This is a genomic window from Candidatus Gracilibacteria bacterium, assembly GCA_010119145.1.
Classification (GTDB): domain Bacteria; phylum Patescibacteriota; class Gracilibacteria; order BD1-5; family UBA6164; genus JAACSU01.
In genome coordinates this window covers 1-24,294 of record JAACSU010000007.1, presented here as the reverse complement: position 1 = coordinate 24,294, position 24,294 = coordinate 1, and the positions used below count along the sequence as shown (strand labels likewise).

The 24,294-nt window shown below is 33.2% G+C and carries 35 protein-coding genes, 2 tRNA genes and 2 rRNA genes; 7 read left to right on the top strand and 32 right to left on the bottom strand.

Features of this window, described 5'->3' with window-relative positions:
- Positions 1 to 2 precede the first annotated feature (2 nt).
- From GW846_00380 to GW846_00350, 7 genes are read right to left on the bottom strand one after another with little or no spacing between them, the layout of a single operon-like run.
- The gene (locus GW846_00380) at positions 3 to 476 is read right to left on the bottom strand and encodes a prolyl-tRNA synthetase associated domain-containing protein (protein ID NDK09220.1); all 474 of its coding nucleotides are present in this window, start codon (positions 474 to 476) and stop codon (positions 3 to 5) included.
- A gap of 9 nt (positions 477 to 485) precedes the next feature.
- Complete coding sequence (locus GW846_00375; protein ID NDK09219.1) at positions 486 to 1,736, bottom strand: diaminopimelate decarboxylase; 1,251 nt, start codon at positions 1,734 to 1,736, stop codon at positions 486 to 488.
- 8 nt (positions 1,737 to 1,744) lie between these two features.
- On the bottom strand, positions 1,745 to 2,305 hold the full coding sequence (locus GW846_00370; protein NDK09218.1) for a metallophosphoesterase family protein: 561 nt from the start codon (positions 2,303 to 2,305) through the stop codon (positions 1,745 to 1,747).
- Positions 2,306 to 2,307: 2 nt separating this feature from the next.
- Entirely contained in the window at positions 2,308 to 3,597 is a 1,290-nt protein-coding gene (hisS, locus tag GW846_00365) for a histidine--tRNA ligase (GenBank protein NDK09217.1), read from the bottom strand.
- A gap of 40 nt (positions 3,598 to 3,637) precedes the next feature.
- Positions 3,638 to 4,000: a hypothetical protein gene (locus GW846_00360; protein ID NDK09216.1), complete on the bottom strand. Its 363-nt coding sequence runs from the start codon at positions 3,998 to 4,000 to the stop codon at positions 3,638 to 3,640.
- A gap of 6 nt (positions 4,001 to 4,006) precedes the next feature.
- Positions 4,007 to 4,762, bottom strand: a complete 756-nt coding sequence (gene pgeF, locus GW846_00355; GenBank protein ID NDK09215.1) for a peptidoglycan editing factor PgeF — start codon at positions 4,760 to 4,762, stop codon at positions 4,007 to 4,009.
- The gene (locus GW846_00350; protein ID NDK09214.1) at positions 4,752 to 6,290 is read right to left on the bottom strand and encodes a YifB family Mg chelatase-like AAA ATPase; all 1,539 of its coding nucleotides are present in this window, start codon (positions 6,288 to 6,290) and stop codon (positions 4,752 to 4,754) included. Before GW846_00350 ends, pgeF begins: the two co-directional genes overlap by 11 nt.
- Before the next feature lie 146 nt (positions 6,291 to 6,436).
- On the opposite strand from GW846_00350, the gene GW846_00345 reads away from it, so the two are divergent.
- Positions 6,437 to 7,264 carry a hypothetical protein gene (locus GW846_00345; protein ID NDK09213.1) on the top strand — a complete coding sequence of 276 codons (828 nt, stop codon included), beginning with the start codon at positions 6,437 to 6,439 and terminating at the stop codon, positions 7,262 to 7,264.
- Positions 7,265 to 7,319: 55 nt separating this feature from the next.
- On the opposite strand, the gene secY is transcribed toward GW846_00345, so the two are convergent.
- From secY to rplC, 20 genes are all read right to left on the bottom strand, one after another.
- The gene (secY, locus tag GW846_00340) at positions 7,320 to 8,588 is read right to left on the bottom strand and encodes a preprotein translocase subunit SecY (GenBank protein NDK09212.1); all 1,269 of its coding nucleotides are present in this window, start codon (positions 8,586 to 8,588) and stop codon (positions 7,320 to 7,322) included.
- Between the two features lie 77 nt (positions 8,589 to 8,665).
- The gene (rplO, locus tag GW846_00335) at positions 8,666 to 9,136 is read right to left on the bottom strand and encodes a 50S ribosomal protein L15 (protein NDK09211.1); all 471 of its coding nucleotides are present in this window, start codon (positions 9,134 to 9,136) and stop codon (positions 8,666 to 8,668) included.
- Between the two features lie 21 nt (positions 9,137 to 9,157).
- A complete protein-coding gene (gene rpsE / locus GW846_00330) occupies positions 9,158 to 9,637 on the bottom strand; it encodes a 30S ribosomal protein S5 (GenBank protein ID NDK09210.1) in 480 nt (159 codons plus the stop codon).
- A gap of 21 nt (positions 9,638 to 9,658) precedes the next feature.
- A complete protein-coding gene (locus GW846_00325; GenBank protein ID NDK09209.1) occupies positions 9,659 to 10,003 on the bottom strand; it encodes a 50S ribosomal protein L18 in 345 nt (114 codons plus the stop codon).
- Between the two features lie 30 nt (positions 10,004 to 10,033).
- Complete coding sequence (gene rplF / locus GW846_00320) at positions 10,034 to 10,573, bottom strand: 50S ribosomal protein L6 (protein ID NDK09208.1); 540 nt, start codon at positions 10,571 to 10,573, stop codon at positions 10,034 to 10,036.
- Between the two features lie 58 nt (positions 10,574 to 10,631).
- Positions 10,632 to 11,027: a 30S ribosomal protein S8 gene (gene rpsH, locus GW846_00315; GenBank protein NDK09207.1), complete on the bottom strand. Its 396-nt coding sequence runs from the start codon at positions 11,025 to 11,027 to the stop codon at positions 10,632 to 10,634.
- Positions 11,028 to 11,071: 44 nt separating this feature from the next.
- Positions 11,072 to 11,296 (bottom strand): type Z 30S ribosomal protein S14, encoded by a 225-nt coding sequence (locus tag GW846_00310; GenBank protein NDK09206.1) that lies wholly within the window; start codon positions 11,294 to 11,296, stop codon positions 11,072 to 11,074.
- Between the two features lie 27 nt (positions 11,297 to 11,323).
- Positions 11,324 to 11,863, bottom strand: a complete 540-nt coding sequence (gene rplE / locus GW846_00305; GenBank protein NDK09205.1) for a 50S ribosomal protein L5 — start codon at positions 11,861 to 11,863, stop codon at positions 11,324 to 11,326.
- Between the two features lie 14 nt (positions 11,864 to 11,877).
- A complete protein-coding gene (gene rplX, locus GW846_00300; protein NDK09204.1) occupies positions 11,878 to 12,228 on the bottom strand; it encodes a 50S ribosomal protein L24 in 351 nt (116 codons plus the stop codon).
- 24 nt (positions 12,229 to 12,252) lie between these two features.
- Complete coding sequence (gene rplN / locus GW846_00295) at positions 12,253 to 12,621, bottom strand: 50S ribosomal protein L14 (GenBank protein NDK09203.1); 369 nt, start codon at positions 12,619 to 12,621, stop codon at positions 12,253 to 12,255.
- A 29-nt stretch (positions 12,622 to 12,650) separates the two neighbouring features.
- Positions 12,651 to 12,878, bottom strand: a complete 228-nt coding sequence (gene rpsQ, locus GW846_00290; GenBank protein ID NDK09202.1) for a 30S ribosomal protein S17 — start codon at positions 12,876 to 12,878, stop codon at positions 12,651 to 12,653.
- Between the two features lie 32 nt (positions 12,879 to 12,910).
- Positions 12,911 to 13,120, bottom strand: coding sequence for a 50S ribosomal protein L29 (gene rpmC, locus GW846_00285; GenBank protein NDK09201.1), 210 nt, complete (start codon positions 13,118 to 13,120; stop codon positions 12,911 to 12,913).
- Positions 13,121 to 13,136: 16 nt separating this feature from the next.
- Entirely contained in the window at positions 13,137 to 13,541 is a 405-nt protein-coding gene (gene rplP / locus GW846_00280; GenBank protein ID NDK09200.1) for a 50S ribosomal protein L16, read from the bottom strand.
- A 30-nt stretch (positions 13,542 to 13,571) separates the two neighbouring features.
- Positions 13,572 to 14,222, bottom strand: coding sequence for a 30S ribosomal protein S3 (rpsC, locus tag GW846_00275; protein NDK09199.1), 651 nt, complete (start codon positions 14,220 to 14,222; stop codon positions 13,572 to 13,574).
- Between the two features lie 81 nt (positions 14,223 to 14,303).
- Positions 14,304 to 14,630, bottom strand: coding sequence for a 50S ribosomal protein L22 (gene rplV / locus GW846_00270; protein ID NDK09198.1), 327 nt, complete (start codon positions 14,628 to 14,630; stop codon positions 14,304 to 14,306).
- 26 nt (positions 14,631 to 14,656) lie between these two features.
- Positions 14,657 to 14,923, bottom strand: a complete 267-nt coding sequence (gene rpsS, locus GW846_00265) for a 30S ribosomal protein S19 (protein NDK09197.1) — start codon at positions 14,921 to 14,923, stop codon at positions 14,657 to 14,659.
- Positions 14,924 to 14,951: 28 nt separating this feature from the next.
- On the bottom strand, positions 14,952 to 15,797 hold the full coding sequence (gene rplB, locus GW846_00260; GenBank protein NDK09196.1) for a 50S ribosomal protein L2: 846 nt from the start codon (positions 15,795 to 15,797) through the stop codon (positions 14,952 to 14,954).
- 40 nt (positions 15,798 to 15,837) lie between these two features.
- A complete protein-coding gene (rplW, locus tag GW846_00255; GenBank protein ID NDK09195.1) occupies positions 15,838 to 16,137 on the bottom strand; it encodes a 50S ribosomal protein L23 in 300 nt (99 codons plus the stop codon).
- A 30-nt stretch (positions 16,138 to 16,167) separates the two neighbouring features.
- The gene (gene rplD, locus GW846_00250) at positions 16,168 to 16,791 is read right to left on the bottom strand and encodes a 50S ribosomal protein L4 (GenBank protein NDK09194.1); all 624 of its coding nucleotides are present in this window, start codon (positions 16,789 to 16,791) and stop codon (positions 16,168 to 16,170) included.
- Positions 16,792 to 16,812: 21 nt separating this feature from the next.
- The gene (gene rplC / locus GW846_00245) at positions 16,813 to 17,415 is read right to left on the bottom strand and encodes a 50S ribosomal protein L3 (protein NDK09193.1); all 603 of its coding nucleotides are present in this window, start codon (positions 17,413 to 17,415) and stop codon (positions 16,813 to 16,815) included.
- Positions 17,416 to 17,707: 292 nt separating this feature from the next.
- On the opposite strand from rplC, the gene pheS reads away from it, so the two are divergent.
- Together pheS and GW846_00235 are read left to right on the top strand one after the other, a co-directional pair.
- Positions 17,708 to 18,775: a phenylalanine--tRNA ligase subunit alpha gene (gene pheS, locus GW846_00240; GenBank protein ID NDK09192.1), complete on the top strand. Its 1,068-nt coding sequence runs from the start codon at positions 17,708 to 17,710 to the stop codon at positions 18,773 to 18,775.
- 35 nt (positions 18,776 to 18,810) lie between these two features.
- On the top strand, positions 18,811 to 19,065 hold the full coding sequence (locus GW846_00235) for a hypothetical protein (protein ID NDK09191.1): 255 nt from the start codon (positions 18,811 to 18,813) through the stop codon (positions 19,063 to 19,065).
- Positions 19,066 to 19,095: 30 nt separating this feature from the next.
- Here the strand turns inward: GW846_00235 and GW846_00230 are convergent, their stop codons facing one another.
- Positions 19,096 to 20,202, bottom strand: coding sequence for a hypothetical protein (locus GW846_00230; protein ID NDK09190.1), 1,107 nt, complete (start codon positions 20,200 to 20,202; stop codon positions 19,096 to 19,098).
- Between the two features lie 132 nt (positions 20,203 to 20,334).
- Here GW846_00230 and GW846_00225 point away from each other — a divergent pair, with 132 nt between their 5' ends.
- The 4 genes from GW846_00225 to GW846_00210 all read left to right on the top strand — a co-directional run bounded on the left by GW846_00225 (position 20,335) and on the right by GW846_00210 (position 23,358).
- The gene (locus GW846_00225; protein ID NDK09189.1) at positions 20,335 to 20,616 is read left to right on the top strand and encodes a hypothetical protein; all 282 of its coding nucleotides are present in this window, start codon (positions 20,335 to 20,337) and stop codon (positions 20,614 to 20,616) included.
- Between the two features lie 128 nt (positions 20,617 to 20,744).
- Positions 20,745 to 21,764, top strand: a complete 1,020-nt coding sequence (locus GW846_00220; GenBank protein ID NDK09188.1) for an alpha/beta fold hydrolase — start codon at positions 20,745 to 20,747, stop codon at positions 21,762 to 21,764.
- A gap of 204 nt (positions 21,765 to 21,968) precedes the next feature.
- The gene (locus GW846_00215) at positions 21,969 to 22,901 is read left to right on the top strand and encodes an NAD(P)/FAD-dependent oxidoreductase (protein NDK09187.1); all 933 of its coding nucleotides are present in this window, start codon (positions 21,969 to 21,971) and stop codon (positions 22,899 to 22,901) included.
- Between the two features lie 40 nt (positions 22,902 to 22,941).
- A complete protein-coding gene (locus tag GW846_00210; protein ID NDK09186.1) occupies positions 22,942 to 23,358 on the top strand; it encodes a hypothetical protein in 417 nt (138 codons plus the stop codon).
- 88 nt (positions 23,359 to 23,446) lie between these two features.
- Here the strand turns inward: GW846_00210 and GW846_00205 are convergent.
- The 4 genes from GW846_00205 to GW846_00190 form a co-directional block, all read right to left on the bottom strand.
- Positions 23,447 to 23,523, bottom strand: a tRNA-Val gene (locus tag GW846_00205).
- 26 nt (positions 23,524 to 23,549) lie between these two features.
- Positions 23,550 to 23,625 (bottom strand) — tRNA-Arg (locus GW846_00200).
- A gap of 60 nt (positions 23,626 to 23,685) precedes the next feature.
- A 5S ribosomal RNA gene (gene rrf / locus GW846_00195) occupies positions 23,686 to 23,801 on the bottom strand.
- Between the two features lie 92 nt (positions 23,802 to 23,893).
- Positions 23,894 to 24,294, bottom strand: a 23S ribosomal RNA gene (locus GW846_00190); the annotation flags it as partial.

Here is a 24,294-nt window from a genome sequence, read left to right as displayed (position 1 = left end):
ATTTATAGAGCGTGATAGATGTAGAAAATTCCAATGTATTTAAGAAATGATTCAAGTTCCATCATATTCAAAACAAGCGTATTGTCATTTTGAAGTGGATGGAATCAAACCTGTTTCTCTCTGAGATCAGCGTCAATGACAAGTTTAATGTCTTTATCAGTATTATGTATTAATGCAAAAGGACTCACACTTCCCGGTTTTAATCATATTTTTTCAAGCATTCTCTCGGGACTTGCAAAGCTCATTTTAGAATCTTCAAAAATAGCTCTAACAATATTTGTATCAAGCTGTTTATAATCTGGAATCACTACCATATAATAGTTATTTCATTTTTTGTTTCGCAAGAGAAGACTCTTCACTCTTACTCCAGGAATATCAACTCATTTCGCATCATCACATGAAAAGACTGCTTCATGTTCATAATTCATATAAGCTATGTTTAGTTGATTCAGGATATCAAAAATTATCTGCTTCATACAATTACTTTAAAAAACATCAATCTCATTTCTCCAAATTTCCTCAACTTGTTCTCTTTTTCGTATTTCTACTATCTCTCAATTTTCTCTCAGCAATAATTCTCCAGATTCGGGAAATGAGTTGTAGTTCTTGATTGCCATACCTGAATTATAGGCTCACACTCAATCAATTACTAAGGTATCTCAAATGAAAGCTTTTTTAAGTTTTCTCGGTTCAAGTATCTCAGCATCGTAGAGCTTTGGAGTGAGTATATCTGAACTTTCACAACAATGACCTACTACGACATATTCTTCGTACTCAGAAGTATCATTAATGATGAATAATGGTTCTTGAACTCAATACATTGCTACTCTCGGCATATCATTCATACCAGAGTTTATTTTTAAAAACTTATACCCCGATGTACCAGTATTTACAATATCCTGAATTTTAGTCACCATACTACAACTATTAATAGTTAGGTACTTCCCAGGTTCCATTTCAAGCTCTATTTTCCTCCCAGATTCTGTATAAAAATCTTCAAATTTTTTTTGTACAGCTTTTCAAATAGCTTGTAAGTCTGCTGATTTTTCATGAGGCATAATTGCCATCTTATGACCACCTCACATATCAAAAGTTGTGACCGATTGAATCTCTCTTATAATATCAAAGCCAAGTTCAGCAGAATCAACCCAACTACTTGGAGTATTTTCACTTCAAATATGAAAATGGAGTTTACAAATAGTTATATTATATTTGCTCGCAATAGTCTTGATTTCATCAATATATTCATGCCAGATTCAAAAACTGGAGCTTGGTCATCCAGTAGATATTTTTGCAAATCATCCAGAACTCACTCACGGGTTTACTCGAATACCACAACTTTGTTGTGGAAAGTTTTTTCAGAAATATTCTAATTGATGTAAACTTGTAGCCACAAAAAAAACTCAGCCCCCTATAAGTGAAACAATATTGTTTCATAATTCTTGACTTGAGATTTGAATTTTATGAGCATCTATTCAGGCAGCTAAAGCTCGAAGTGCTTCAAAGTCACTACTTGCATCTATATAGAGCCCCTCACTTTCAAATATTTTAAGTATAGTTTTATTAGGATTTGCTTTCATGGCGTAGCGAACTTTATGTCAAAAAGCACTTGGAAAAGTCATAAATTCTCTCGCTCTTTCCCGTAGTTCTTTTTCGCTATAAACATACACTGGGGTAATAAAATTGTTATTTATCTCAGAAGTTATTTCTGGAGTAATAAATCGTGGAGTTGGCATAGTAAATGTTATTTTTGTATATTTTTGCAGAATTCTAATGTTTCTGGAGTATTTAATGATAGGTGATTTTTAATACCCTTAAACTCTCCAGAATCATTTTTGGTATCATAGATATAAAACGTTGGCTTATCAAAATGTGTACCTGTGATTTCTCATGGATTCACACAAAGAGTTGTTCAGAATTTTACTTCTGAGGCTATATGATTATGACCTCAAAAACACACGTCAAATTCACCAGATTTAGCTACTATTTCAGCAAGTTCATAATAATGAGTTAAGAAAATATTTCTGCCATCAAGTTCAATCTTTTGGTACATTCCATTTGTTCTCACATGACCTCAAGCTGTATGCCTGAGTAACATTTTCATATTCTTGATCACATTTCCATCATGATTTCAAAATGTAAAATATACTGGTAATTGAAGGCTAAAAATAGCTTCAAACAAAATACTCCTTCCTACATCTCAAAGGCAAATTATTACATCACATTTTTCTTCTTCAATTATTTTTATAGCTTGAATAAGATTATGAGTATTTTCGTGAATGTCTGAAATAACAGCTATTTTCATATTTATATTTTATAAGTTTCCTCCTCCCCTGTCTTTAGATTTTTTATTTTCATAATTCAAGCAGTTTTTTCTTCTACTCAAAAAATAACTATGTGAGAATAATTTGATTTAGAAGCAGCTTGAATCGCTTTTCAAAGTTTTTTGGGACTTAGTCACAACAAAACATTTTTTCCTTGTTTTCTGAGGGTATTTGCAAGAATTTGCATATTTTCAAATAATTCTTCTTCTAAGAGTGGAAAGTAATACTTTTTTGAATGTTCATTTTGTATATCTGAGAGAAGATCATGTCACTCTAAAAATAACTTCATAGTTTCATCACCTGGTGCAAATCATACAGCAGAAATGCCTCATTTTACTCAAAATATATCAGCAAGACCATTATATCTTCCTCCACCAAAAAGTGCTCGAGGATTATCCGTGTTTGTATCAAACATTTCAAAAATCATACCATCGTAATAATCAAAACCACGAATGAGTGAACCTGAAAATTCTATTTCTTCTGCATAGCCAAGATTTCATAGGGTTTCTATTATTTCTTTGAACGCTACAAAACTTTCACTTCAAGATAGTTCTTTAAACGATTTTTGTAGATCAGTGATATTTTTAGCTTCCATGAAGTCTTCAACAGATTGCATATCAATGCTCTCGTTAATTTCAAGGAGCAGTTTTTTAAAATCATCTCGTTTAAGTTTCTCATATTTATCTAAGAGTCTTGTAATAGATTTTTGCTGTTCAATATCTGCTACTCATAAAACCTCGGATAAAAATCCTGATATAAGTTGTCTATGATTAATTTTAAGTTTGTAACTTCAGACTGGTGGATTAAATGCTCGAAGTAGTTCGAGTGAAAGTGTGAGTGCTTCTATATCTGCACGGAGACTTTCTTCTCCAAAAATATCAGCGTTAAGTTGCCAAAATTCTCGATTTCTTCCTTTTTGTGGTTTTTCATTTCTGTAAAAGTTCGCTATAGAAAACCATTTCACAGGTTTTTCTATTTCTTTCCATTTTCGACTTACCATACGTGTTACTGTAGGAGTCATTTCTGGTCGTATTGCAAGTCATGAGAGTTCCCCATTTCTATCTGTGATTTCAGTAAGCTCAGATCAACCAACATCTTCCCCAGATTTTGCCTTCCAAATATCTATAGACTCTACCATTGGTCCTAAATATTCTTCAAATCAGTAACTGAGACAAACTTGTCTCCATGTATCAAAAATGTGTTTTCTCACTTTAAATTCCTCTGGAAACCAATCACTTGTTCATTTTGGTGGAGTATTTGGCAGTTGTTGCATTGCGTATAGTAAGTTCTAAAAATATATTCCCTTAGTATATCTATGATTGGCTTTCTGGAAAAATATTTTTCAAGAGTAAAGTGAGTGGCTGATTTATATTTGTTTTTTTAAGTTTATTAACTCCGTATATTGCTCCATGTTGCAGCATAAATATATTTTTATCAGGACATGTTGAAAAAGAAACAATTATACTTCCCTGAAATTTTTCTACAATATCAAGAGCTGTCTTATTATCTTTATCAAGATAGTAATCAAGAAACACAAGGTAATAATCATCTGGAACTATATCCTCTATTCTTTGCACATAGATTAACTCATAATCAATATATTCAGGTATTGCCTTAATAAGTTGAGGAATTGCGAATGACATATCATCGATGTAGAAAATTTTATATTTTTTCATAGTTTATTATTTAATCATAATTCCGCAGGCATTGTTTCATTTATACTCGTCTCAGGTTTGAGTATATCTCCTATAACTATTAAAATTTTCTTTGTCTTGATACGTACAATACTTTGAAACTTCTACATTTTTTTCTTGTATATTGATTTGTACAAGTTGCTTGAGAGCAATGTGTCTTATGTCTAAATTATATGTTCAACTCAACTTATTAGTAGATAGAGAATGTGGATATATATCTGAGAATTTTTGAATAAACTCAGGTCATACCTCATAATTTATTCAAGAGATGCATGGTCAAATATATATTTGTAGTAGAGCAGGATTTGTTCAGAATACTTGCTCCATTTTCGTTATGGTTTTCTTAATTATACCGTTCTCGAGGCCTTTCCATCCTGCATGTACCACTCAGATGGATTTCTCAATTGGATCAAACAGGAGTATTGGAATACAATCTGAAGCAAGTGTGATAAGTAAAATATTACTCAAATTTGTGATTGCAGCATCAGCGTAATGTTGTTGACCGAAATTATTCAGAGTAATATGAATTATGGCATCTGAATGTGTTTGATTCAAAATAACTATATTATCTCATTGTATTTTATAATACTGAGAAAGAGCTATCAGGTTTTCTGCAGATTGATTTCTAAATTCTCAATCATATTGAGGACTTCGAAGAAAAAAAGGTTTACAAGATATAAAGTGTCCAATGCTTGAATACTTGCTTAGTAATTTTGAATTTAATAGGGAACTTTTAATTTTCATCTTTTTTTCTATAACTCAGTGCTTCTAAGATATGAGCGAGTAAAATGGTATCTGATTTTTCTAAATCTGCAATAGTTCTTGATAGCTTGAGTATCCTATAATAAGCCCTTGCAGAAAGATTCATAGTTTTTATAGCTCCTGCAAGTACGCCTTCGGACTCAGAGTTTAACACACAGTACAGTTTAATTTCTTTAGTACTCATCTCAGCATTGGAACTTGCCTGGGTTTGAGTAAATCTCAAAGTTTGTATATCACGTGCATCTTGAACTCGAACAGCTATAGTTTCAGAATTTTCTGCACTTGTTCTTTTAGAAGTCTTGAAATCATCAGTTGGGACTTTTGGAACCTCAATAAACATATCTATTCTATCAATCAGTGGACCAGATAATCGAGATCTATAATTCGATATTTGATTTGGAGAACATATGCACTCCTTGTCAGGGTCAGTCATATATCCACAGGGACAAGGATTCATAGCTCAAAGGAGAGAAAATTTTGCAGGATAATTATAACTAGCATTCACCCGAGTGACTGTTATTTCACCATCTTCTAATGGTTGACGTAATACTTCGAGTACTGTTTTAGGGAATTCAAGAATTTCATCTAAGAATAATACTCATTTATGAGCAAGTGAGATTTCTCAAGGACGAGCATTTCTCCCTCACCCTATAATCGAAGTGCTACTTGCTGTATGATGGATTCCTCTAAACGGTCTGCGTGAGATCATTGGGTTATCCTCAGTAAGAAGTCAAGAAACAGAATAAATTTTTGATATTTCTATTGCTTCCTCTATTGAGAGTTTAGGAAGTATTCATGAAAAGCTTTTAGCAAGCATAGTTTTTCCAGATCCTGGAGGTCATTCCATCAATATATTGTGACCTCAAGCTGCAGCAATTTCTAATGCTCTTTTTGCAAATTGTTGACCTATGACTTGAGAAAAATCATGATGATTAAACCTTGAGGAATCTGAATCTAAACTAGCTAAATCAAGTACTTTCTCAGCTATATATGGAACTTCTTTGTTGAGTATTTGGATAAGATCTTGTAAATTATGTACTCAAATAACTTCTATATCTGGAATGATAGATGCTTCTTTCGTATTTGAAGCTGGTACAAAGATTCTTTTAAATCATTTTTCTTTTGCTCAAATGGTAGCAGGTAAAACTCACGAGATCATTCTGAGTCTTCCATCGAGAGATAATTCTCAAAGAAAAATACTATCTTTTACTATTTCATCATTTTCTATATTTCATTGATCAAGCAAAATACCTATCGCAATTGCGAGATCAAAACTCGGTCATGACTTTTTAATATTAGCTGGAGCGAGATTCACTGTAATACGACTGGGTGGAATACGTGCTCAGGATGATTTCAAAGCACTTCTCAGACGTTCTTTACTCTCTTGAACTCATTGATCAGGAAGACCTACTATCGTGAAAGCAGGAAGTCATTGATTAATATCTACTTCAATATCTACTACAGTAGAATCTAGACCATTTACAGTTATTGCGTGAACAAATGATATCATCTCAAATTAAGTTAAGTGCTAATATTACGTATATATCATATAAGTTATTTGAGTATATTAAGTATATACATTATTGCAAGATAATTTATATTTTGAAGTTTTTATTTGATACTTATAATATATGGAATATTTATTAATTATGAGCTATGGCAAAATGGTGAAAATTATGACAAAGATGAAATGTAGACGATAGAAGATGAATATCTATGAGTAAAGGATCACTGTGAGTATGAGGAATTGTAGCTATTCTTGCTATATGATTCTTTGCAGGACCAGAAACGGCTCTTCAGGTATTTAATACTGTTCAAAATAGTGGGATATGACAACAACAAGTACGATCCCCTGATGCAGCGCAATTTGAATGAAGTGATTCATATGAACAGTTTGCATCAACGGTCTTATGATCAAATGATGCCTTTTGGAGTGACTTGCTTGCTCAATGAAGTATTCCCTACCAAAAACCAACGCTGGTTTTATTTCGGGACTACACGAATTCTGCATGTGGTTGAGCAAGTTCAGCAATTTGACCGCACTATTGCCCAACAGATCAAACAATCTATTTAGACGAAACATTCTTTGAAGAACTTACAAAAAGATATTGAGCTGAGGGATGAGATGTGGCGGAAGCCTATGTACTGTCTCATGAAGTTGGACACCATGTTCAAAATATACTATGACTCGAGAAATGAGTGGCTCGAACAAATGAAAACTCTATAAAAACAGAGTTACAAGCTGATTGCTTTGCTTGATTCTGGGCTTGAAGCTTGAAAGACCAGGGTGTATTTGAACCAGGAGAGATAGGAGAAGCAATAGATGCAGCTGAAGCAGTTTGAGATGATAGAATCCAAGAGGCTGCAACTTGAAGAGTTAATCCAGAGTCTTGGACACACGGTTCATCAGATGATAGAAAGAAATGGTTTACAATTTGATATGACACAACTGACTTATCAACTTGTGATACTTTTGCATCATAAGTAAACTCAAAAAAAAGTTAGCATTACTGCTAACTTTTTTTTTGTATAAATGCAACTATTTATATTTTGAATAATCAAACATTTTCATTTCACCATCTATTCTTCTAATAATATCGAGTATTACTGAAACAATAATGATAAGTCCAGCACCAGAGATAATAAGATCGATAGATTGCCCCATAAATTTTCATAGTACATATGGAAGTACGGCAATAGCAGCGAGAAATGAACCACCAAAGAGATTTAGGTGATTAGAAACTTTTTGAAGATACGTTGCTGTTTCTTGACCTGGCCTAATACCTGGTATATACCCACCTCTCTTTTGAATACTTTCTGCTACTGTTTCTGTATTAAATGTAATTGAAACATAGAAGAAAGAAAAAGCGAGAACTAGAGCGAAATATACAGCTATAAAATACCAAGAGGGATTTTGAAAACTAAAGTACTCAACCATGAAATTTCAAACCGTAGATGCAGCACCTCAATTTGAATTTGCCAATACTTGACCAATAATTGAAGGAAATGTAACAATAGAGATTGAGAATATAATAGGTATCATCCCAGCTTGATTTACTTTGATAGGAAAATATGACTTTTCTTCACCACCAGTTTTAGCGTAAATAAGAGGAATTCGTCTATGACCTTCTGTAAACTTTATAATTATATAAATAATTAAGAGAGTAGCTACAAGTAATCATGCAAAAAGTGCATATTGAGAAGCAGCAAAGTATCAAATTATATTTGCTGGAACTGCAGAGAGAACTCAAGCCATAATAATTATAGAAATACCATTAGATATTCCATACTCTGTCATAACTTCACCAAGCCACATAAGGAAAATAGTACCTGCAGTAGCTATAAGCATAGCAGATAGAATTATTTGTGGGTTTGTTACATCAATGATACTTCCGTTAGCAAGAGAGTTCAAAAGAACAATCATACCGTAACTCTGAAGAAATGCGATAGGAAGTGTCAACAGTCGAGTATACTTTGTAATCTTTTTTTGACCTTGTTCTCCTTCTTTTTGAAGATCACCAATTTTTGGAATAATAACTCAAAGGAGTTGAATGATGATTACTGCATTGATATATGGAGAAAGTCCCATAAGAATTACAGAAAAGTTTTCAAGACCTCAACCTAAAAGTGATGAGAAAAATGATAAACCTCTTTGACCTTGAACAAGTGCAGAAATACCTTCAGTATTTACACCTGGAATTGGAATAACAGAGAGAAACTTATAGACTAGCACTAATAAAAGTGTTGCTATAATTTTTTTTCTGAGGTCTTTGATGTTAGCAATACGCTTTATAATATCAAGTATCATGAAAAATATATTAAAAATAAGATTAAAATTATTATAGCTCACAGAATAAAAAAGTCCAAACTAAGTTGGACTATTTTTTATTCTGATTCTACAGTACTCAGATTGAGAGTCCCTCCAGCATTCTTAAATGCTTCTTGAGCTGAGTTAGAGGCTGAATCTACAGTTAATGTAACTTTAGAAGTAAGCTCTCCTGCTCCAAGAAGTTTTACAGGAAGATTCTTTTTAGAAACAATATTATGTTTAATAAGAGTTTCAAGAGTTATATCAGTAACACCTGATTTTGCAATTGTTTCTATTTGAGAAAGATTCACAACATTAAAATGTTTTTTAAATCTTGCATTAGAGAAACCTCTCATTTTAGGCATTCTTCTAAAAAGTGGAGTTTGTCCACCTTCAAACCAATCAGGAACTCATCCACCAGAACGAGAATTTTGACCATTCATCCCTCTTCCAGAGAAAGTACCTTTTCCTGAACCGTTTCATCTCCCAACTCTCTTCGAAGATTTTTTAGAACCTGAATTTGGTGATATTGTATTTGTAGTAAGCATAATCTAATTTTTCTCGTTATATTATTTAAAAGAAGTGAGTGCCTTCAAAGTAGCTTTTGCATTATTTAGGAGATTTGAAGAACCATATCTCTTTGCAAGTATATCAGTATATCAAGCAACTGCAAGTACTTTACGAGCAGAACCACCAGCGATAATACCAGTACCTTTTGTAGCAGGATGAACCATTATTTTAGCTGCTTTAAATTTAGCAGTAATTTCATAAGGAACCGTTCATTCAACAAGTTTTACTTGAATCATGTTCTTTTTAGCATCAGCTATTGCTTTAGCAATCGCGTCAACTACTTCCCAACTTTTCCCTGTTCAAAGTCCAACCTTACCTTTACCATCACCTAAAACCATAACGGCTCTAAATCGTAGTTGTCTTCAACCAGCAGTAACTCTAGTTACTCTGTCTATAGCAAGAAGTTCTTCTTTAAACTCTTTTCTTGGTTTAAAATTATCTCTTCCTCCTTTTGAATTTCTTTTTCCATCAAGTGCCATAAATGCAAAAATGTAATATAATTAAAATTGTAATCCAGATTCTCGTGCAGCATCAGCAAGAGCCTTTACTCTACCGTGATATCGAAATCCACCTCTATCAAACACTACGTTTTTTATTTTCATCTCTTGTGCCTTTTTACCAATATCTTGTCCAACTTGGATAGCAAGTTCAGTTTTTGAAGCTTTAGAATCAATTTTTAGATCTGAGCTAGAAGCAAGAGTTTTACCTGTAACATCATCAATAATTTGAGCATATATATGAGTAGTTGTCCGAAATATACTCAGTCTTGGTCTTTCTGATGTACCTGAAATCAAAGAACGAACTCTTGCTTTTCTTCGTAGTCTATTTTGTAGTTTTTGTAACATACCGTAGTACTTATTAAATAATTATTATTTTTATTTAGAACCTGTTTTACCAGCTTTTCTTCGTATTTGTTCTCCTTGATATTTAATACCTTTTCCTTTATATGGTTCTGGCTTCTTTTGAGATTTTACTTTAGAGGCAAATTGACCAACTTTTTGTTTATCAATACCACTAACGTGAATAACATTCTTCAGTTTATCGTCTGGAGTGACTGTTAGTTCAGGAGCAATTTCTAATTCTACTTTATGAGAAAACCCAATTGATAGAATAAGCTTTTGACCTTGAACTTCAAATTTGTACCCTACACCATTTATTTCTAAAGACTTTTTATACCCTACTGATACACCTTCTACCATATTAGAAATAACAGATCTAGTTGTCCCCCATAATGCTTTGGCATCATCTCATACAGGAGTAACAATTACTTTTCCTTCCTCTATTTTCACAGAAACTTGTGGAGAGTGAGTAAATGTAAGACTTCCTTTTTCACCCTTCACTTCAATATTTCTTCCATTTATTTTTACCTCTACCTTTTCTGGTATAGTAACTGGAAGTTTTCCTATTCTAGACATAATAATTGTTTTGTAAGTAAATTACGATCAAGCGTGAGCTTGTCTGCATTTTTTGAAATTAGTACACTTCACAAAGAAGTTCTCCTCAAACATTTAGAGTTCGAGCTTCATATCCAGTTACGACTCCTTTTGGAGTAGAAACTATATATATACCTTTTCCATTTCTAGATTTTTTGATATCTTTTGATCCAAGGTAAATTCTTTGACCTGGTCGAGAAATTCTTCTAAAATTTGGCACAACTAAAGTTTTTCTGACATTATTCAAATGTACAAGAAGCTCTTTTTTTGCTCATTCTAACTCAACTACTTCGTAGTCAGTTATGTATTTATTTTTCTTTAAGATTTTAAGGATGTCTTGTTTAATCTTAGAATATGGTACTGTCATATCTTCTTTTCGTGCAAGATATGCATTTCTTATTCTTGTGAGTAAATCTCCAATCGGATCCATTATCATATAACCAATAATTATGAAACTAAAACGTGTGTATTATATTTATTTTACCAACTTGATTTTCGAACTCCTGGAAGTTCACCTGCGTTTGCTTTTTCTCTAAAACAAATTCTACATAAATCGAAGTTACCTAGGTATCCTCTTGTTCTCCCACATACACTACAAGTATTAAATACTTTTGTAGCATTCGTAGGTTTTCTTCCATCAGCTATTGCTTGAAGGAATTTCTTTTTCAGTTTTTGAGATTTTGCAATCTTTGATTTTCTAGCCACTTGTATTGTTTTTAAAAAAGTATTGTATTACTTCGCAAATGGGAATCCCATTTGTGAGAGAAGCTCTTTTCCAGCTTCTTTAGATTTAGCTGTAGTCTTTACAGTAATTTGTATACCGTGGTTTTTTACAACATCATCTTGTGGTACTTCTGGAAAAATTGTATGTTCTCGTATACCAAAGTTATAATTCCCCTCTTTATCAAACGACTTTGGACTTACTCAACGGAAATCACGTACTCTTGGTAAAACTACATTTATAAGTTTATCAAGAAAAGTGTACATTGCATCGCCTCGAAGTGTTACTGTTAAACCAACTGGCATTCCAGCTCTTAGTTTAAAGTTTGATATTGCTTTTTTAGCATGTTTCACAATAGGAGCTTGACCAGCTATAAGAGCTAAATGTTCTTGAAGAACACTGTAGTCTTTATTTCCAGTTCTAATATATGTACCAATACCCATATTAAGAACAACTTTTTCAAGTTTTGGAACCTCCATTATATTTTCGCATTTAAGAGATTCTTTTAATTTTGGAACAATCTCTTTAGTGTATGTTTCTTTTAAAGTCATCTGACAGGAAGTTATTATTTAATAATACAATCTTTTGGATCTTTGTTGTTTGTTTTTGCTGCTATTTTAGAAAATCTGAATTTTTTTTGAACTCCTTTTTCTTCTATCATTACGTATCCTACTCTTGTAGGTTTTTTTGTAATTGGACATTCTAGCATAACGTTAGAAGCATCGATTGCTTTTTCCATTTTCATTATTTGCCCAGCTGTAGTTCCTTGTTTTTTTATATGTTTTGTTGCAATATTCACTCATTCTACGATTACCTTTCCAGTAACTGGGAAAACTTTTAATACTTTTCCTGTTTTTCCTTTATTTTTTCGTGTTCCTGATATAACAACAACGTTGTCTCATGATCGAATTTTCATACTATCCCAATTAAATAAAAATAATTATAATACTTCTGGTGCAAGAGATACTATTTTATTGTATCCTTTCGCTTTTAATTCACGTGCAACTGGACCGAATATACGAGTTGCTCTTGGATTTCCATCATCTCAAATAATAACACAAGCGTTATCATCAAATCGAACATAACTTCCATCTGGTCTTTTAATTTCTTTTGCTGTTCTTACAACTACTGCTTTAACAACTTTTTTCTTTTTGATTGTACCGTCTGGTGCAGCTTTTTTTACTGAACATACAATGATATCACCGATAGAAGCATATCTTCTATGAGATCCTCAGAGTACTTTTATACAAAGAACTTCTTTTGCTCCAGAGTTATCTGTTACAACGAGTCTTGATTCTGTTTGTATCATAATAATTTAACTTTAATTTTTGAAAATATTTATACACTTGTTGCTACCGTCCATCTCTTTAGTCGAGATAGTGGTCGTGACTCTTGAATAGTTACAGTATCACCTACTTGACTTGCGTTTGCTTCGTCGTGTGCGTAGAATCTTTTTGTAACTTTGTATTTTTTGTGGTACTTAGGATGAGTTTTAAAAGTATCAACTGACACAACTATTGTCTTATCCATTTTATTACTAACCACAGTTCCTGTTATCGTTCTCATAGGTATTACCAATTTTATCTATAAAATACTCACTATACTTTTCCTTGAAGTGTCATGACACTTGCTACATATCTTCTTAGAGGTTTAATAAGATGAGTTTGTTTTTGTTCTCCTACAACATTTTTCATCTTCATTACATAAAGGTTTTTTTGAGCAGTATGGAGTTCCTCTTTCAGTTTATCAGCTGAGAGTTTATTCAGAGCATCTTTTGATTTTAAATTCAAATCTTTTAATTCTTTCATTTTTTGAAGTTGAGTATTAATCTAGTATAATTTTAGTCTTGACTGGCAGTTTATATGAAGCCAGCGTAAAAGCTTCTCGTGCAATTTCTGGAGTAACACCTGTCATTTCAAACAAGATTCTACCAGGTTTTACAGGAGCTCTATACATTTCTACAGATCATTTCCCTCATCCCATCGGAACTTCAAGTGGTTTAGCTGTATATGCTTTATCAGGGAAGATTCTGATCCAAATCTTTCCACCTCTTTTTACATATCGAACCATAGCTCTACGAGCAGATTCTATTTGTCTTGAAGTGATGTACCCTCGAGTCGTTGCCTTCATAGCAAATTCTCCGAAAGCAATTTCAGCACCTCGACTTGCTGACCCTTTTAGTCTCCCTCGGTGAGGTTTTCTATATTTAGTTTTTCTTGGCTGCAACATTGTAAGCTTGAGTTAGTATATAAATATTTTTTATGAGTCAAGTTTTTTTGACTTTTTGTAAATGTCTCCCTTATATATCCAAACCTTGAGACCAATGGTTCCATATACTGTCTCAGCTCGCATTGTTGAATAATCAATATTTGATCTGATAGTTTGAGTTGGTATATTTCATTCTTTAAAGGTTTCTTTACGAGCAATTTCAGCACCGTTCAATCTTCAACCTACTTTAACCTTGATACCTTGAGCTCCTTTTTCCATAGCTTTTTGAATAGCTTGTTTGATAGCTCTTTTATATGGCATTCTTTTTTCAACTTGATTTGCGATAGAAAATGCTACTATTTTTGCATTTACATCAGGCTGCTTAATTTCTTTTACATTGATGATAAATTTTCCACCAATTTTATTTTGAAGTTTTGTTTTTATGTTTTCAACGTTTTCTCCAGTTTTTCAAAGAATAAGTGAAGCTTTTGCTGTAAATATATCAACGATAACATTTTCTTGATCTCTTGATATAAGAATATCACCTATTGGAATTCATGTAAGTTCTCTTGCAAGAAGTTCTCTTGTTTTGATATCTTGTCCAAGTGACTCTTTATAGTTTTTAGTATCACCATACCATGATGATTTCCAGTTAACGATATATGGGAGTCTAAATGCTATTGGGCTGACTTTATGTCACATAGTGTATAAATTATAGTTTATAAATCTTTATAGAGGTCTAGGAGTAATTCCCGGGTAACTCTCTGCTATTATTTCTAGTAACTACTTAACTTGAAGTTCTAATCTAATATTTGAAGTTCTTTTCAAAATTGGATGCATTCTTCCTCTAGAAACTGGTCTTCCTCTCTTATATACAATACCTTTTGTAATAACAAGAGTATTGAGGTAAAGATCAGCACTATTTTGATTATCATTATGTTGTGCATTATGTACAGCAGAATGAACAACTTTATAGAGGATATCAGCTCCTTTTTTAGGGGCAAATTTCAAGAATTTTAGTGCTTCTTCTGCATTCATTCCTCTGATAATCTCTGCTACTACAGCAAGTTTCTTAGGAGAAATACGAATATTTTGTGCAAGTGCTTTCATGATGAAATTGTATCGGTAAGTAAAAATTATTTTCTGTTTCCAGCGTGTCCTCTGAATGTTCTTGTGTGAGAGAATTCACCAAGTTTATGACCAACCATATCTTCAGTTACGAAAACTGGAGTATGTGCTCTACCATTATGAACCCCAAAAGTGTGACCCACAAATTCTGGAATTACTGTACAGTTACGAGCCCATGTTTTAATCACGGTCTTTTTTCCTGATTCGTTCAATTTTTCAACCTTTTGTACGAGTCTATCGTATATATAAGGTCATTTTTTTAGACTTCTTGTCATAAAGTGATATCTATTAAATTAAAAGTAATTACATCATTAGTTTTCCTTTTCGAGTTTTTAGAATCCAACGACCAGTTGTTTTCTTTCGACTTCGAGTTTTCTTCCCAAGAGCCACCATACCCCAAGGAGTTTTAGGAGCCTTCATACCGATAGGAGATCGACCTTCTCAACCACCATGTGGATGATCAACTGGATTCATAGCCTTACCTCGAACAGTAGGTCTCTTTCACATCCATCTACTTCGTCCAGCTTTACCAATAACCACTTGATTATGATCAGGGTTAGAAACTTGTCCAACAGTAGCAAAACATTTTTTATGTACGAGTCTAATTTCTCCTGAAGGCATTTTAACTTGAGTGTATTCCCCTTCTTGTGAATTGATAGTACCATAGGTACCTGCTGATCTAATGGATGATGCACCTTGACCTACAATGAGCTCAAGATTGAATACCTTGATACCAACTGGGATATTTCAGATTTCCATTCTATTTCCATCAGTAAGTTGAGCTGAATCATTAGTAATGATTGAATCACCTACTTTAATAGTATTATGAGCAAGGATATATCTTCTTTCACCATCAGCATAACAAATAAGAGCAATAAATCCAGATCTATATGGATCATATTCAACCGTTTCTACTTTCGCAGGAATAGTTTTCTTATCTGTCATAAAGAAGTCTACAAGTCTATATTTCTTAGCATGTCCACTCCCTTTATGTCTAATAGTGATTCGTCAAGTATTATTTCTCCCGGCACTTCTCTTGAGTGAAGTCGTAAGAGCTTTATTTGGAGTACTTACCGTAAGGTCTGAATAGTCGATTCCCGTCATTCATCTTCGACCCGGAGTAGTTGGTTTGAATTTCTTAAGTCCCATTGGTATAAAGTTTAAATATAAGTTGTTCTCTCAAATAAAATTACTTGAGTATAGTTACATCAATAACATCTTTTGCATTTTTCAAAGTAACGTATGCTTTTTTAGCACTTCTTTTTCGTAATTGCATTGTTCGTTTTTTTCCAAACTTGAATTTTTCTCTCGTGTTTAGAATATTTACGCTTGCAACATCTACTCCATAGAGTTCTTTAATTGCTTTCTTTACATCAATCTTTGTAGCAGAAGGAGCAATTTCAAATGCGTATCTTGATTGACCTCCAAGATTTTGGTTTGAAGTCTTTTCTGTAACGATTGGTTTTTGTAATATGGTATACAGTCTCATAATAGAGGAGTAAATTAATAGAGTAGTAAATTATGCAGCAAGTTCGTTTAATTGTTTCACTGCGTCTTCAGGAAGAATAAGTGTCTCATATTTGAGAAGATCTGCTATATTTAAGTATGAAGCATGTATAGTTTTGATTGTCTTCAGATTAGCTGATGATTTTTCAACATTAACATTTCTAGAAGCAAGAGCTATAAGAGCAGTCTTTCCAAGTGGAAGAGATTTCATAACAGCATCCATTGCTTGAGTCTTCACTTCTTTCATATCAAGAGTCTTCACGACTATGAGAGCATTGTTTTGCACTTTTGCAGAAAGGAGACAGAAGAGAGCTCTTTGTCTTTCTTTTTTATTCATACCAAGTGTAAAGTTTCGGTTGTTTCTTGGACCAAATACGATTCAACCACCTTTTCTTATAGGAGATCGGTTTGCACCAGCTCGAGCGTTACCTGTACCTTTTTGTCTGAATATTTTTCGAGTAGAACCTCTTCGTTCTCATCGAGTCTTAGTATGAGCAATCGCAACTCGTGCATTTGCTAATTGTAAAACCAAAGCTCTATGTACTAAGCCTTCGTTTAACTCTAAACCAAAAACTTTTTCATTAAGTTTCACTGATCCAGATTCTTTTCATGTTTGATCGTATACTTTTGTTTCCATGTTTTCTTGATCTGCTTAGTATTAAAGATAGATATTTACAAGTGAATTTCTTGCACCTGGAACTGGTCCTCGAACTGCGATGATTCCAGCTTGTTTATTAATAATTTCTAGTTTCACGTCTCGGAGAGTTACTGTATCAACCCCGTAATGACCATGCATCTTCTTTCCTTTATGTGTTCGTACTGGCTTTCTGTTTCAGATTGAACCAAGTGCTCTATGAAACTTAGAACCATGACTTCCTGGACCCCCAGAAAAATTATGTCTCTTCATTGCACCTGAGAACCCGTGTCCTTTTGAGATAGAAGTTATAGTAACAACCTCAACTCAGTCTAAGTCATCAAACCCAACTTCGCTTCCAATTTCTTTTACCCCCTCATTTGATTGCTCAATTGGGAATTCTTTAATTATTGAGAAGCTTTTAGCATTGAGTCCTTTTTTATCAGAAGCAAGTTCTGCTTTTTCTTTTTTAACTATACCAACAATTACAGCAGAATATCCGTCTTTTTCAGCCGTTTTGTATCCTACTACTTGCATTTGTGGTACCTCTAGAAGAGTAACAGGTATAAATCTATCATCCTTTATTACTCGTGTCATCTCGATTTTTCGAGCTAGCAATCCAGCCATGTGTCGTATTTTTTATAAAAATAAAGCCAGAGGTTAAACTGATTCTTTTTGTTTACTGTAAGCAAAAGAGTAGTATTTAACATTCACTGTTTTTCCCCGTTTTTCTGATGGGAATTTCGTAAAGCTCCGGTATTGTATGAAATACTCATACATTGTCAAAAGTTTTTTTTACAGTTTTTATATAAAACTTATATATCAAAAACACATAAAGTACAAGAATAGAAAAACCTTGCTTTTTACGTGAGGCTGCTTATTATCAAATCCATATATTTATATTATAGTATGTGTCACAATGACTGAAAAATTAAAGCAATTAGAAAGTGATTTTAAGAAGTCACTTACATCAGTTCAAACTCAAGACGAATTAAAAGCTCTTGAATCTGAGTATCTTGGGAAAAAATGAAAACTTAAATCAATACTTGCCTGAGTAAAAGATCTCAGTATAGATGATAAAAAAACTATTTGAGTGACAGCCAATACTCTTAAAAACGAGTTCGCAGATTTACTAACTCAAAAGGGTTTAGATATAGAAAATGCGTATTTTTCTCATATAGAAGAAAAAGAAGCGCTTGATGTATCAATAGGATTTGAATCAGAAAATCTCGGTCATAAGCATCCTATTTCCCATGCAACTGAACTGTTAGAAGATATATTCATTTCACTTTGATTCAAAATAGAGGATGGGCCTCAAATCGAAGATGAGAAACACAACTTTGACATGCTCAACATCCCTGATAATCACCCAGCAAGAGATGTTTGGGATACTTTCTGGATAACTGATACCATCAATAAACATAAAAAAGCCTGAGAGAAATATTTACTACGTACCCACACATCTCCTGTTCAAGTGAGAACTATGCTTAAGGGTGAGCTTCCGATTAAAATCATCGTTCCTGGGAGAGTATTTCGGTATGAACAAGAAGATGCACGTCATACCTCAAACTTTTATCAACTTGAGTGACTGGTCGTTGGTGAAGGAGTAACATTTGGAGATCTCAAATGGACACTTGATACCGTTATGAAACAACTACTCTGAGAAAAAACAGAACTCAGGTTTAGACCTAGTATTTTCCCATTTACTGAACCGAGTGCTGAAGTAGATGTCAGTTGTCAAATATGTTCAGGAACTGGTAATAAATCAGCTAAAAAATGTTCTATGTGTTCGGGCACTGGTTGGGTTGAATTACTCGGAGCATGAATGGTACATCCAACAGTTCTGGAAGGGTGTGGAATAGATCCTATGAAATACTCATGATTCGCATTCGGGATGTGAATTGATAGAATCGCAGCACAGAGATACGGAGTATCAAGCTCTAGAATGTTCTATCAAAGCAAGCTCAAGTTAAACGAACAGTTCTAATACGGACATCTTTTAATTAATATTTTTTCCTAAAAATGAATAAAAAAATTATTGCTCTTTTTGTAAGTCTTATGGTATTTACAGCTTGTAATTCCAATGTCACTGATACAGAAGTTAAAATTTCAGAAGACTTAAAAACTGGGAGTGACACACAAGATATGCAAGAAAATATTGATGACTCAAATGCAGAAATAGAAGCCTCAATTATTTCTCCTGATACTGAATCTCCAATGAAAGAAATTATGCGTAATAATGATTCTGAACTTGAATCCATTGAAATATCTGAGTAATAATAAAAATTGCAAAATAAAAGAACAGAATTAATTCTGTTCTTTTTTATAAAAATAACACATTTCTCCTCCATTATAAAGTTTACGTTTTTTATATTTTGTATTACTGTAGGTTTCAAAATCAGTATGAGCTGTGATAATTCATCCTTTTAAATTTGAGTTTTTCTTTAATAGTTCAGAGATATCTTCATGTATTTTTGGAACATTTGCATCTTCTAAACGTAGACCATATGGAGGATTTGAAACCAACCATCATTGTAGTTCTCGCCTTAAGTAGGTCACATAATCCTGTGTTCAAAAATTAATGTTTTTATCCACACCAGCAAACTTCGCGTTTCTCTTCGCAAGCTCTATAATATCATGACGTATATCTGTTGAATAGATTTTGTATTCTCATTCAAATTCTTTCGTTTTTGCTAATTTTATTTCTTGTTCTAATAAATTTTCTTGAATCCAAGACCATTTTTCAAAAGCAAAATGTCGCTTCATTCAAGGAGCCATATTTCTAGCAATCATTGCTGCTTCAATCGCAATAGTTCCTGAACCACAAAATATATCATAGAGAGGTTCTCTAAACTTCCATCCAGATAAAATAACGAGCCCTGCTGCAATATTTTCCTTGAGTGGAGCATCTCAGGTCATCTCTCTGTACCCTCTCTTATGGAGTCAAATTCCTGAAGTATTAAGTAAGATTCTGAGAGTATTATTTTCCATGAGAATACGTATTTCTATTTTTCCAAGTCTATCGTCTTCGTCAAGATATTTTTCTCATACTATTTTTTTAGCGATAGCTTTTTTTGCAAGTGCTTGAAGTGTAGAAGTTGCTCAGAGATCTGACTTTATTGACGTAGCCTTAATCATAACAGCAAAACCTCTTGGAATATATTTCTTCCAATCTTGCGCAAATACTATATCAAAATAGGTATCAAAATCTGTTAATTGACTCTCAGTATCTAAAACATAATACAAGATATTTCAAAAACGTGACCAGATATTCATTCGAGCCATCATTTCAATTTCTCCATTGAAATAAATTGCCTTGTCTTGTACCTCAGTGATAGTTCAGCCTTGTTTATTTACTTCGTGTTTGGTTAATGACTCAAGTCACAGTGAAGTAGTAAGTAAAAAATTATGCATGTTTTGAGTTAATATTTATAGTGTGGAGTATACACGTGAAAATTATTATTGAAAGTTTAGGTTTGATTTTAAAAATTGATTTCTGTTCATAAAATCAGATAATAAAACATTATCATTTTAATCAAAATCCTTATGACAAACTACGTATGAGTCTTTAAGATGAAAGCAACAAAATGAAATGCTTGAAAAATAGCGGAAATTTTGAAACAAGTTCCAGCTCTAAATATGCCTTGATGTATAAAGTACAATATGGCAATACATTGAGATTATATTTGTGGATATGAGGAATGGAAAAATAAAGAAGCTCATACACAAAGTATGCAAATTCCTGAAGTTAAAGCTTTGGTTTCACAAGCATTTCCTTATATGGATTGAATGCCTGAAATGTTGTTTGAATGAGAGAATATTATCTAAATAATTTTTATACCCAATGTAATGTATAGTAAAACCAATTATACTTTTAATAATATTTGATGCGTAAATATTCTATCTCTATTCTGCTATGATTTCTAATAGTATTTATAATTTCCTGCACAAGGGTTTTGCCAGATAATTCTGGTGCATTAACTCGCTCTTGAAGTGAACTTGTCATTATAAAAAGTAACGAAATAGAAAATCTTAAGCCACACAAAAATATCACTCGTACATCAAATCAAGAAGATAATGATTATCTCAACTATATTGCTGATGGACGTGACTTTACATTTGAAAACATTTTATCTCAAGCCCCTCTCTATACTCGCTATCAAATCAGTTATATAAGTGAAGGACGTTCTATATCTGGTATAATGAATATACCAAAGAATATTGAGAATGCCCCTTTGATTATTCTTAATCATTGATATATAGATACCAGTATTTATACCCTATGAAGAGGTTTAAAAAGAGAACAAGACTATTTTGCAAGTAACTGATTTGCAGTAATTCATAGTGATTATAGAAATCATGGCTTTTCTGATACTGATCAAAGTCTTTCAAGTACATGAATGATTCTCAGAATTAAAAAATATGGTACAGATGTTATTAATGCTATATTGGCTGTACAAAAATCTCAGGAGGATTGAGAAGAAATATTAGCCACTATAGATACTCAATCTATTTGAATGCTTTGACACTCTATGGGTGGCTGAGTAACAATGTATAGTTTAGTGGCTGCTCCTGAACTTATTGATGCAGCAATATTATATGCCCCAGTTCACAGTAATGAATACTACAATTATCAGAGATGGAGTAGTAGCAGGTTAAATTCTCGAGAAAAAGAAAAACTAACAAATGATATCTGAAATCTACAAAATCCTGATACTTTTGCAAGTATATCTCCACAGTGATATTTTAAAAATGTACAGGCTCCTGTTCAGATATATTTTTGATCACAAGACGAGAGTTGCCCTGTAAGTTGGGGAAAAGAAATTAAAGAAAGCTTTAACAATGTAGATAAACAAGTAGATCTTGTTATTTATGAAGGAGAAAGACATGAATTTGTACCCCAATGGACAGAATTTATGGAATGAAGTACGGCCTTTTTTAAAAAAAATTTGAATAATAAAAAAGACTGAAAATAAATCCAGATTTAATAGACACTTATTCAGCTAAAGATTTAAATAGCTGTGTAGTCAGAAGAGATTTACTTTCTGAAAAAAAATTTCTTACTCAGAAATGAGAAATCATTCCCCTAAAAGAGCTCCTCACAGAATCAGAGCTGCTATAATATTATTATTCTTACAATATTTTAATATAGTATAGAAGATTATTCACTAATAAAAATTATGAAAGAATTTGAAGTTATTATCATATGAGGAAGCTTTGCAGGTAGCTCAGCAGCCTTAACCTTATGACGTTCCATCAGAAAAACACTCATAATTGACGCAGGAAAACCTGCTAATAGATTTGCAGTAAAAGCACATAATCTAATAAGCCATGATCATAAAAAACCAGAAGAAATACTTCAGGATTGTAAGGCTGATCTTGAAAAATATACATGTGTTTCAAGAGTTACTGATACCGTATCACAGATAGAAAAAATAGACTGAGAAAAAAAAGGTTTCCAAGTTTTTACGACATCTTGAAAAAAATATACAACTCAAAAAATCATGTTTACAACTGGACTCCTAGATTTACTCCCACCAATTCCTTGATTTGCTGAATGCTGGGGAAAAAGTGTCATTCATTGCCCTTATTGTGATTGATACGAACATAGAGATTGTAAGACTGCTCTAATTGCAGACGGAGAATTAGCTTTGGAAATGATCCCACTTATCTCTAGCTGGACTAAAAATCTTACCCTCATTACAAACTGAACATCGAGTCTGAAAGATTCTAAAATCTTTACTATTGAAAACCATAATATTCCAGTCATAGAAAAGAAAATTATAGAAATTGAACACCAAGATGGAATAGTTCAAAAACTAATTTTTGAGGACTGAAAAAGTAAAAGATTTTCATTCATTTATGCTCGACCACCTCATTCCCTTCATGATACTTTAGCTTCAGATATTGAATGTAAAATAACGAGTGAAGGAAGAATTTATATTGATGAAAATCATAAAACTTCTGTAGAAGGAATTTACGCAGCAGGAGATAATTCATACAGTGGTAGAAGTCTAGCGCAAGCAATAGCAAATGGATCAAGTGCTGCGATGTCAGTAAATGGAGATTTACTGAAAGAAGAATATGAAGAAAGAATTTCAAAAAAGAAATAAATAATTATAATATTAATAATATATATATTATGTTATTCATATGAAAGATACTGCAATACTTATCTGAGTCCATATTCACTCTGATATAGATACTGTTTGGGAAGCCTATATTCTCCCAGAACATATAACACAATGGAATCATGCGAATGAAGAATGGCATTGTTCTAAAGCTAGTAACGATTTTCAGGATTGATGAGAGTTTCACTATATTATGGCAGCAAAAGACGAATCCGTAGAATTTGATTTTTGTGGAACATACACTGAAATCATTCCTAAAAAACTCATATCATATACCATGTGAGATGGAAGAAAGGCAGAAGTGGAATTTCAGTCAGAGAGTCACTGTGTTAATGTCTTAATTGAATTTGAAATAGAAGAAGAAAATACTGCTGAGTTACAACAACAATGATGGCAAGCAATTTTGAATAATTTCAAAGATTATGTCGAAGATCTTTAGATTTTATCATAATCGACATAGTTCTTATTAAAATAAAGACATAAAAAAACTATCTTATTTCTAAGATAGTTTTTAATTTTTTATAATATGGTGGGTTATGTAGGACTCGAACCTACGACCCTCTGCTTGTAAGGCAGATGCTCTCGCCATCTGAGCTAATAACCCATTTTTGTAATCCAAGGGAAGAATAATGGTACACGAGACAGGGCTCGAACCTGTGACCTTCGCCTTAGAAGGGCGCTGCTCTTCCAACTGAGCTACTCGTGCATAGAGATTTTCTCAAGCACCACAGTGTAAAAACAATATTTTCAAAATTTAATATCAATGTCTTGGCAGCTACCTACTCTCACACATCTACGAGATGCACTACCATCGGCACAAGTTGACTTAACTGCTGTGTTCGAAATGGGAACAGGTGTACCCCAACCGTTATAACCACCAAGACATTAACATCAAATTTTCTAAGAGCGTGTTTTTTTGTCAATAATCTGACCTGTCAAAGTTAACTAAAAGAGAAACAATAATAAATACTAGTAAAAAAATATTAAAATCCATTCGTCCGATTAGTATTGCTCAGCTGAGTGTATCGCTACACTTACACTTACAACCTATCAACCATGTAGTCTCCATGGGGACTTATTAGCTCAAGGCTAGAGGAATCTAATCTTGAAGTAGGCTTCCCACTTAGATGCTTTCAGTGGTTATCCCTTCCGAACTTAGCTACTCGGCAGTGCCATTAGACATGACAACCGATACACCAGAGGTTCGTCCACTCCGGTCCTCTCGTACTAGGAGCAGATCTTCTCAAATTCCTAAACGCCTACAGCAGATAGGGGCCAAACTGTCTCACGACGTTCTGAACCCAGCTCGCGTACCGCTTTAAATGGCGAACAGCCATACCCTTGGGACCTTCTCCAGCCCCAGGATGCGACGAGC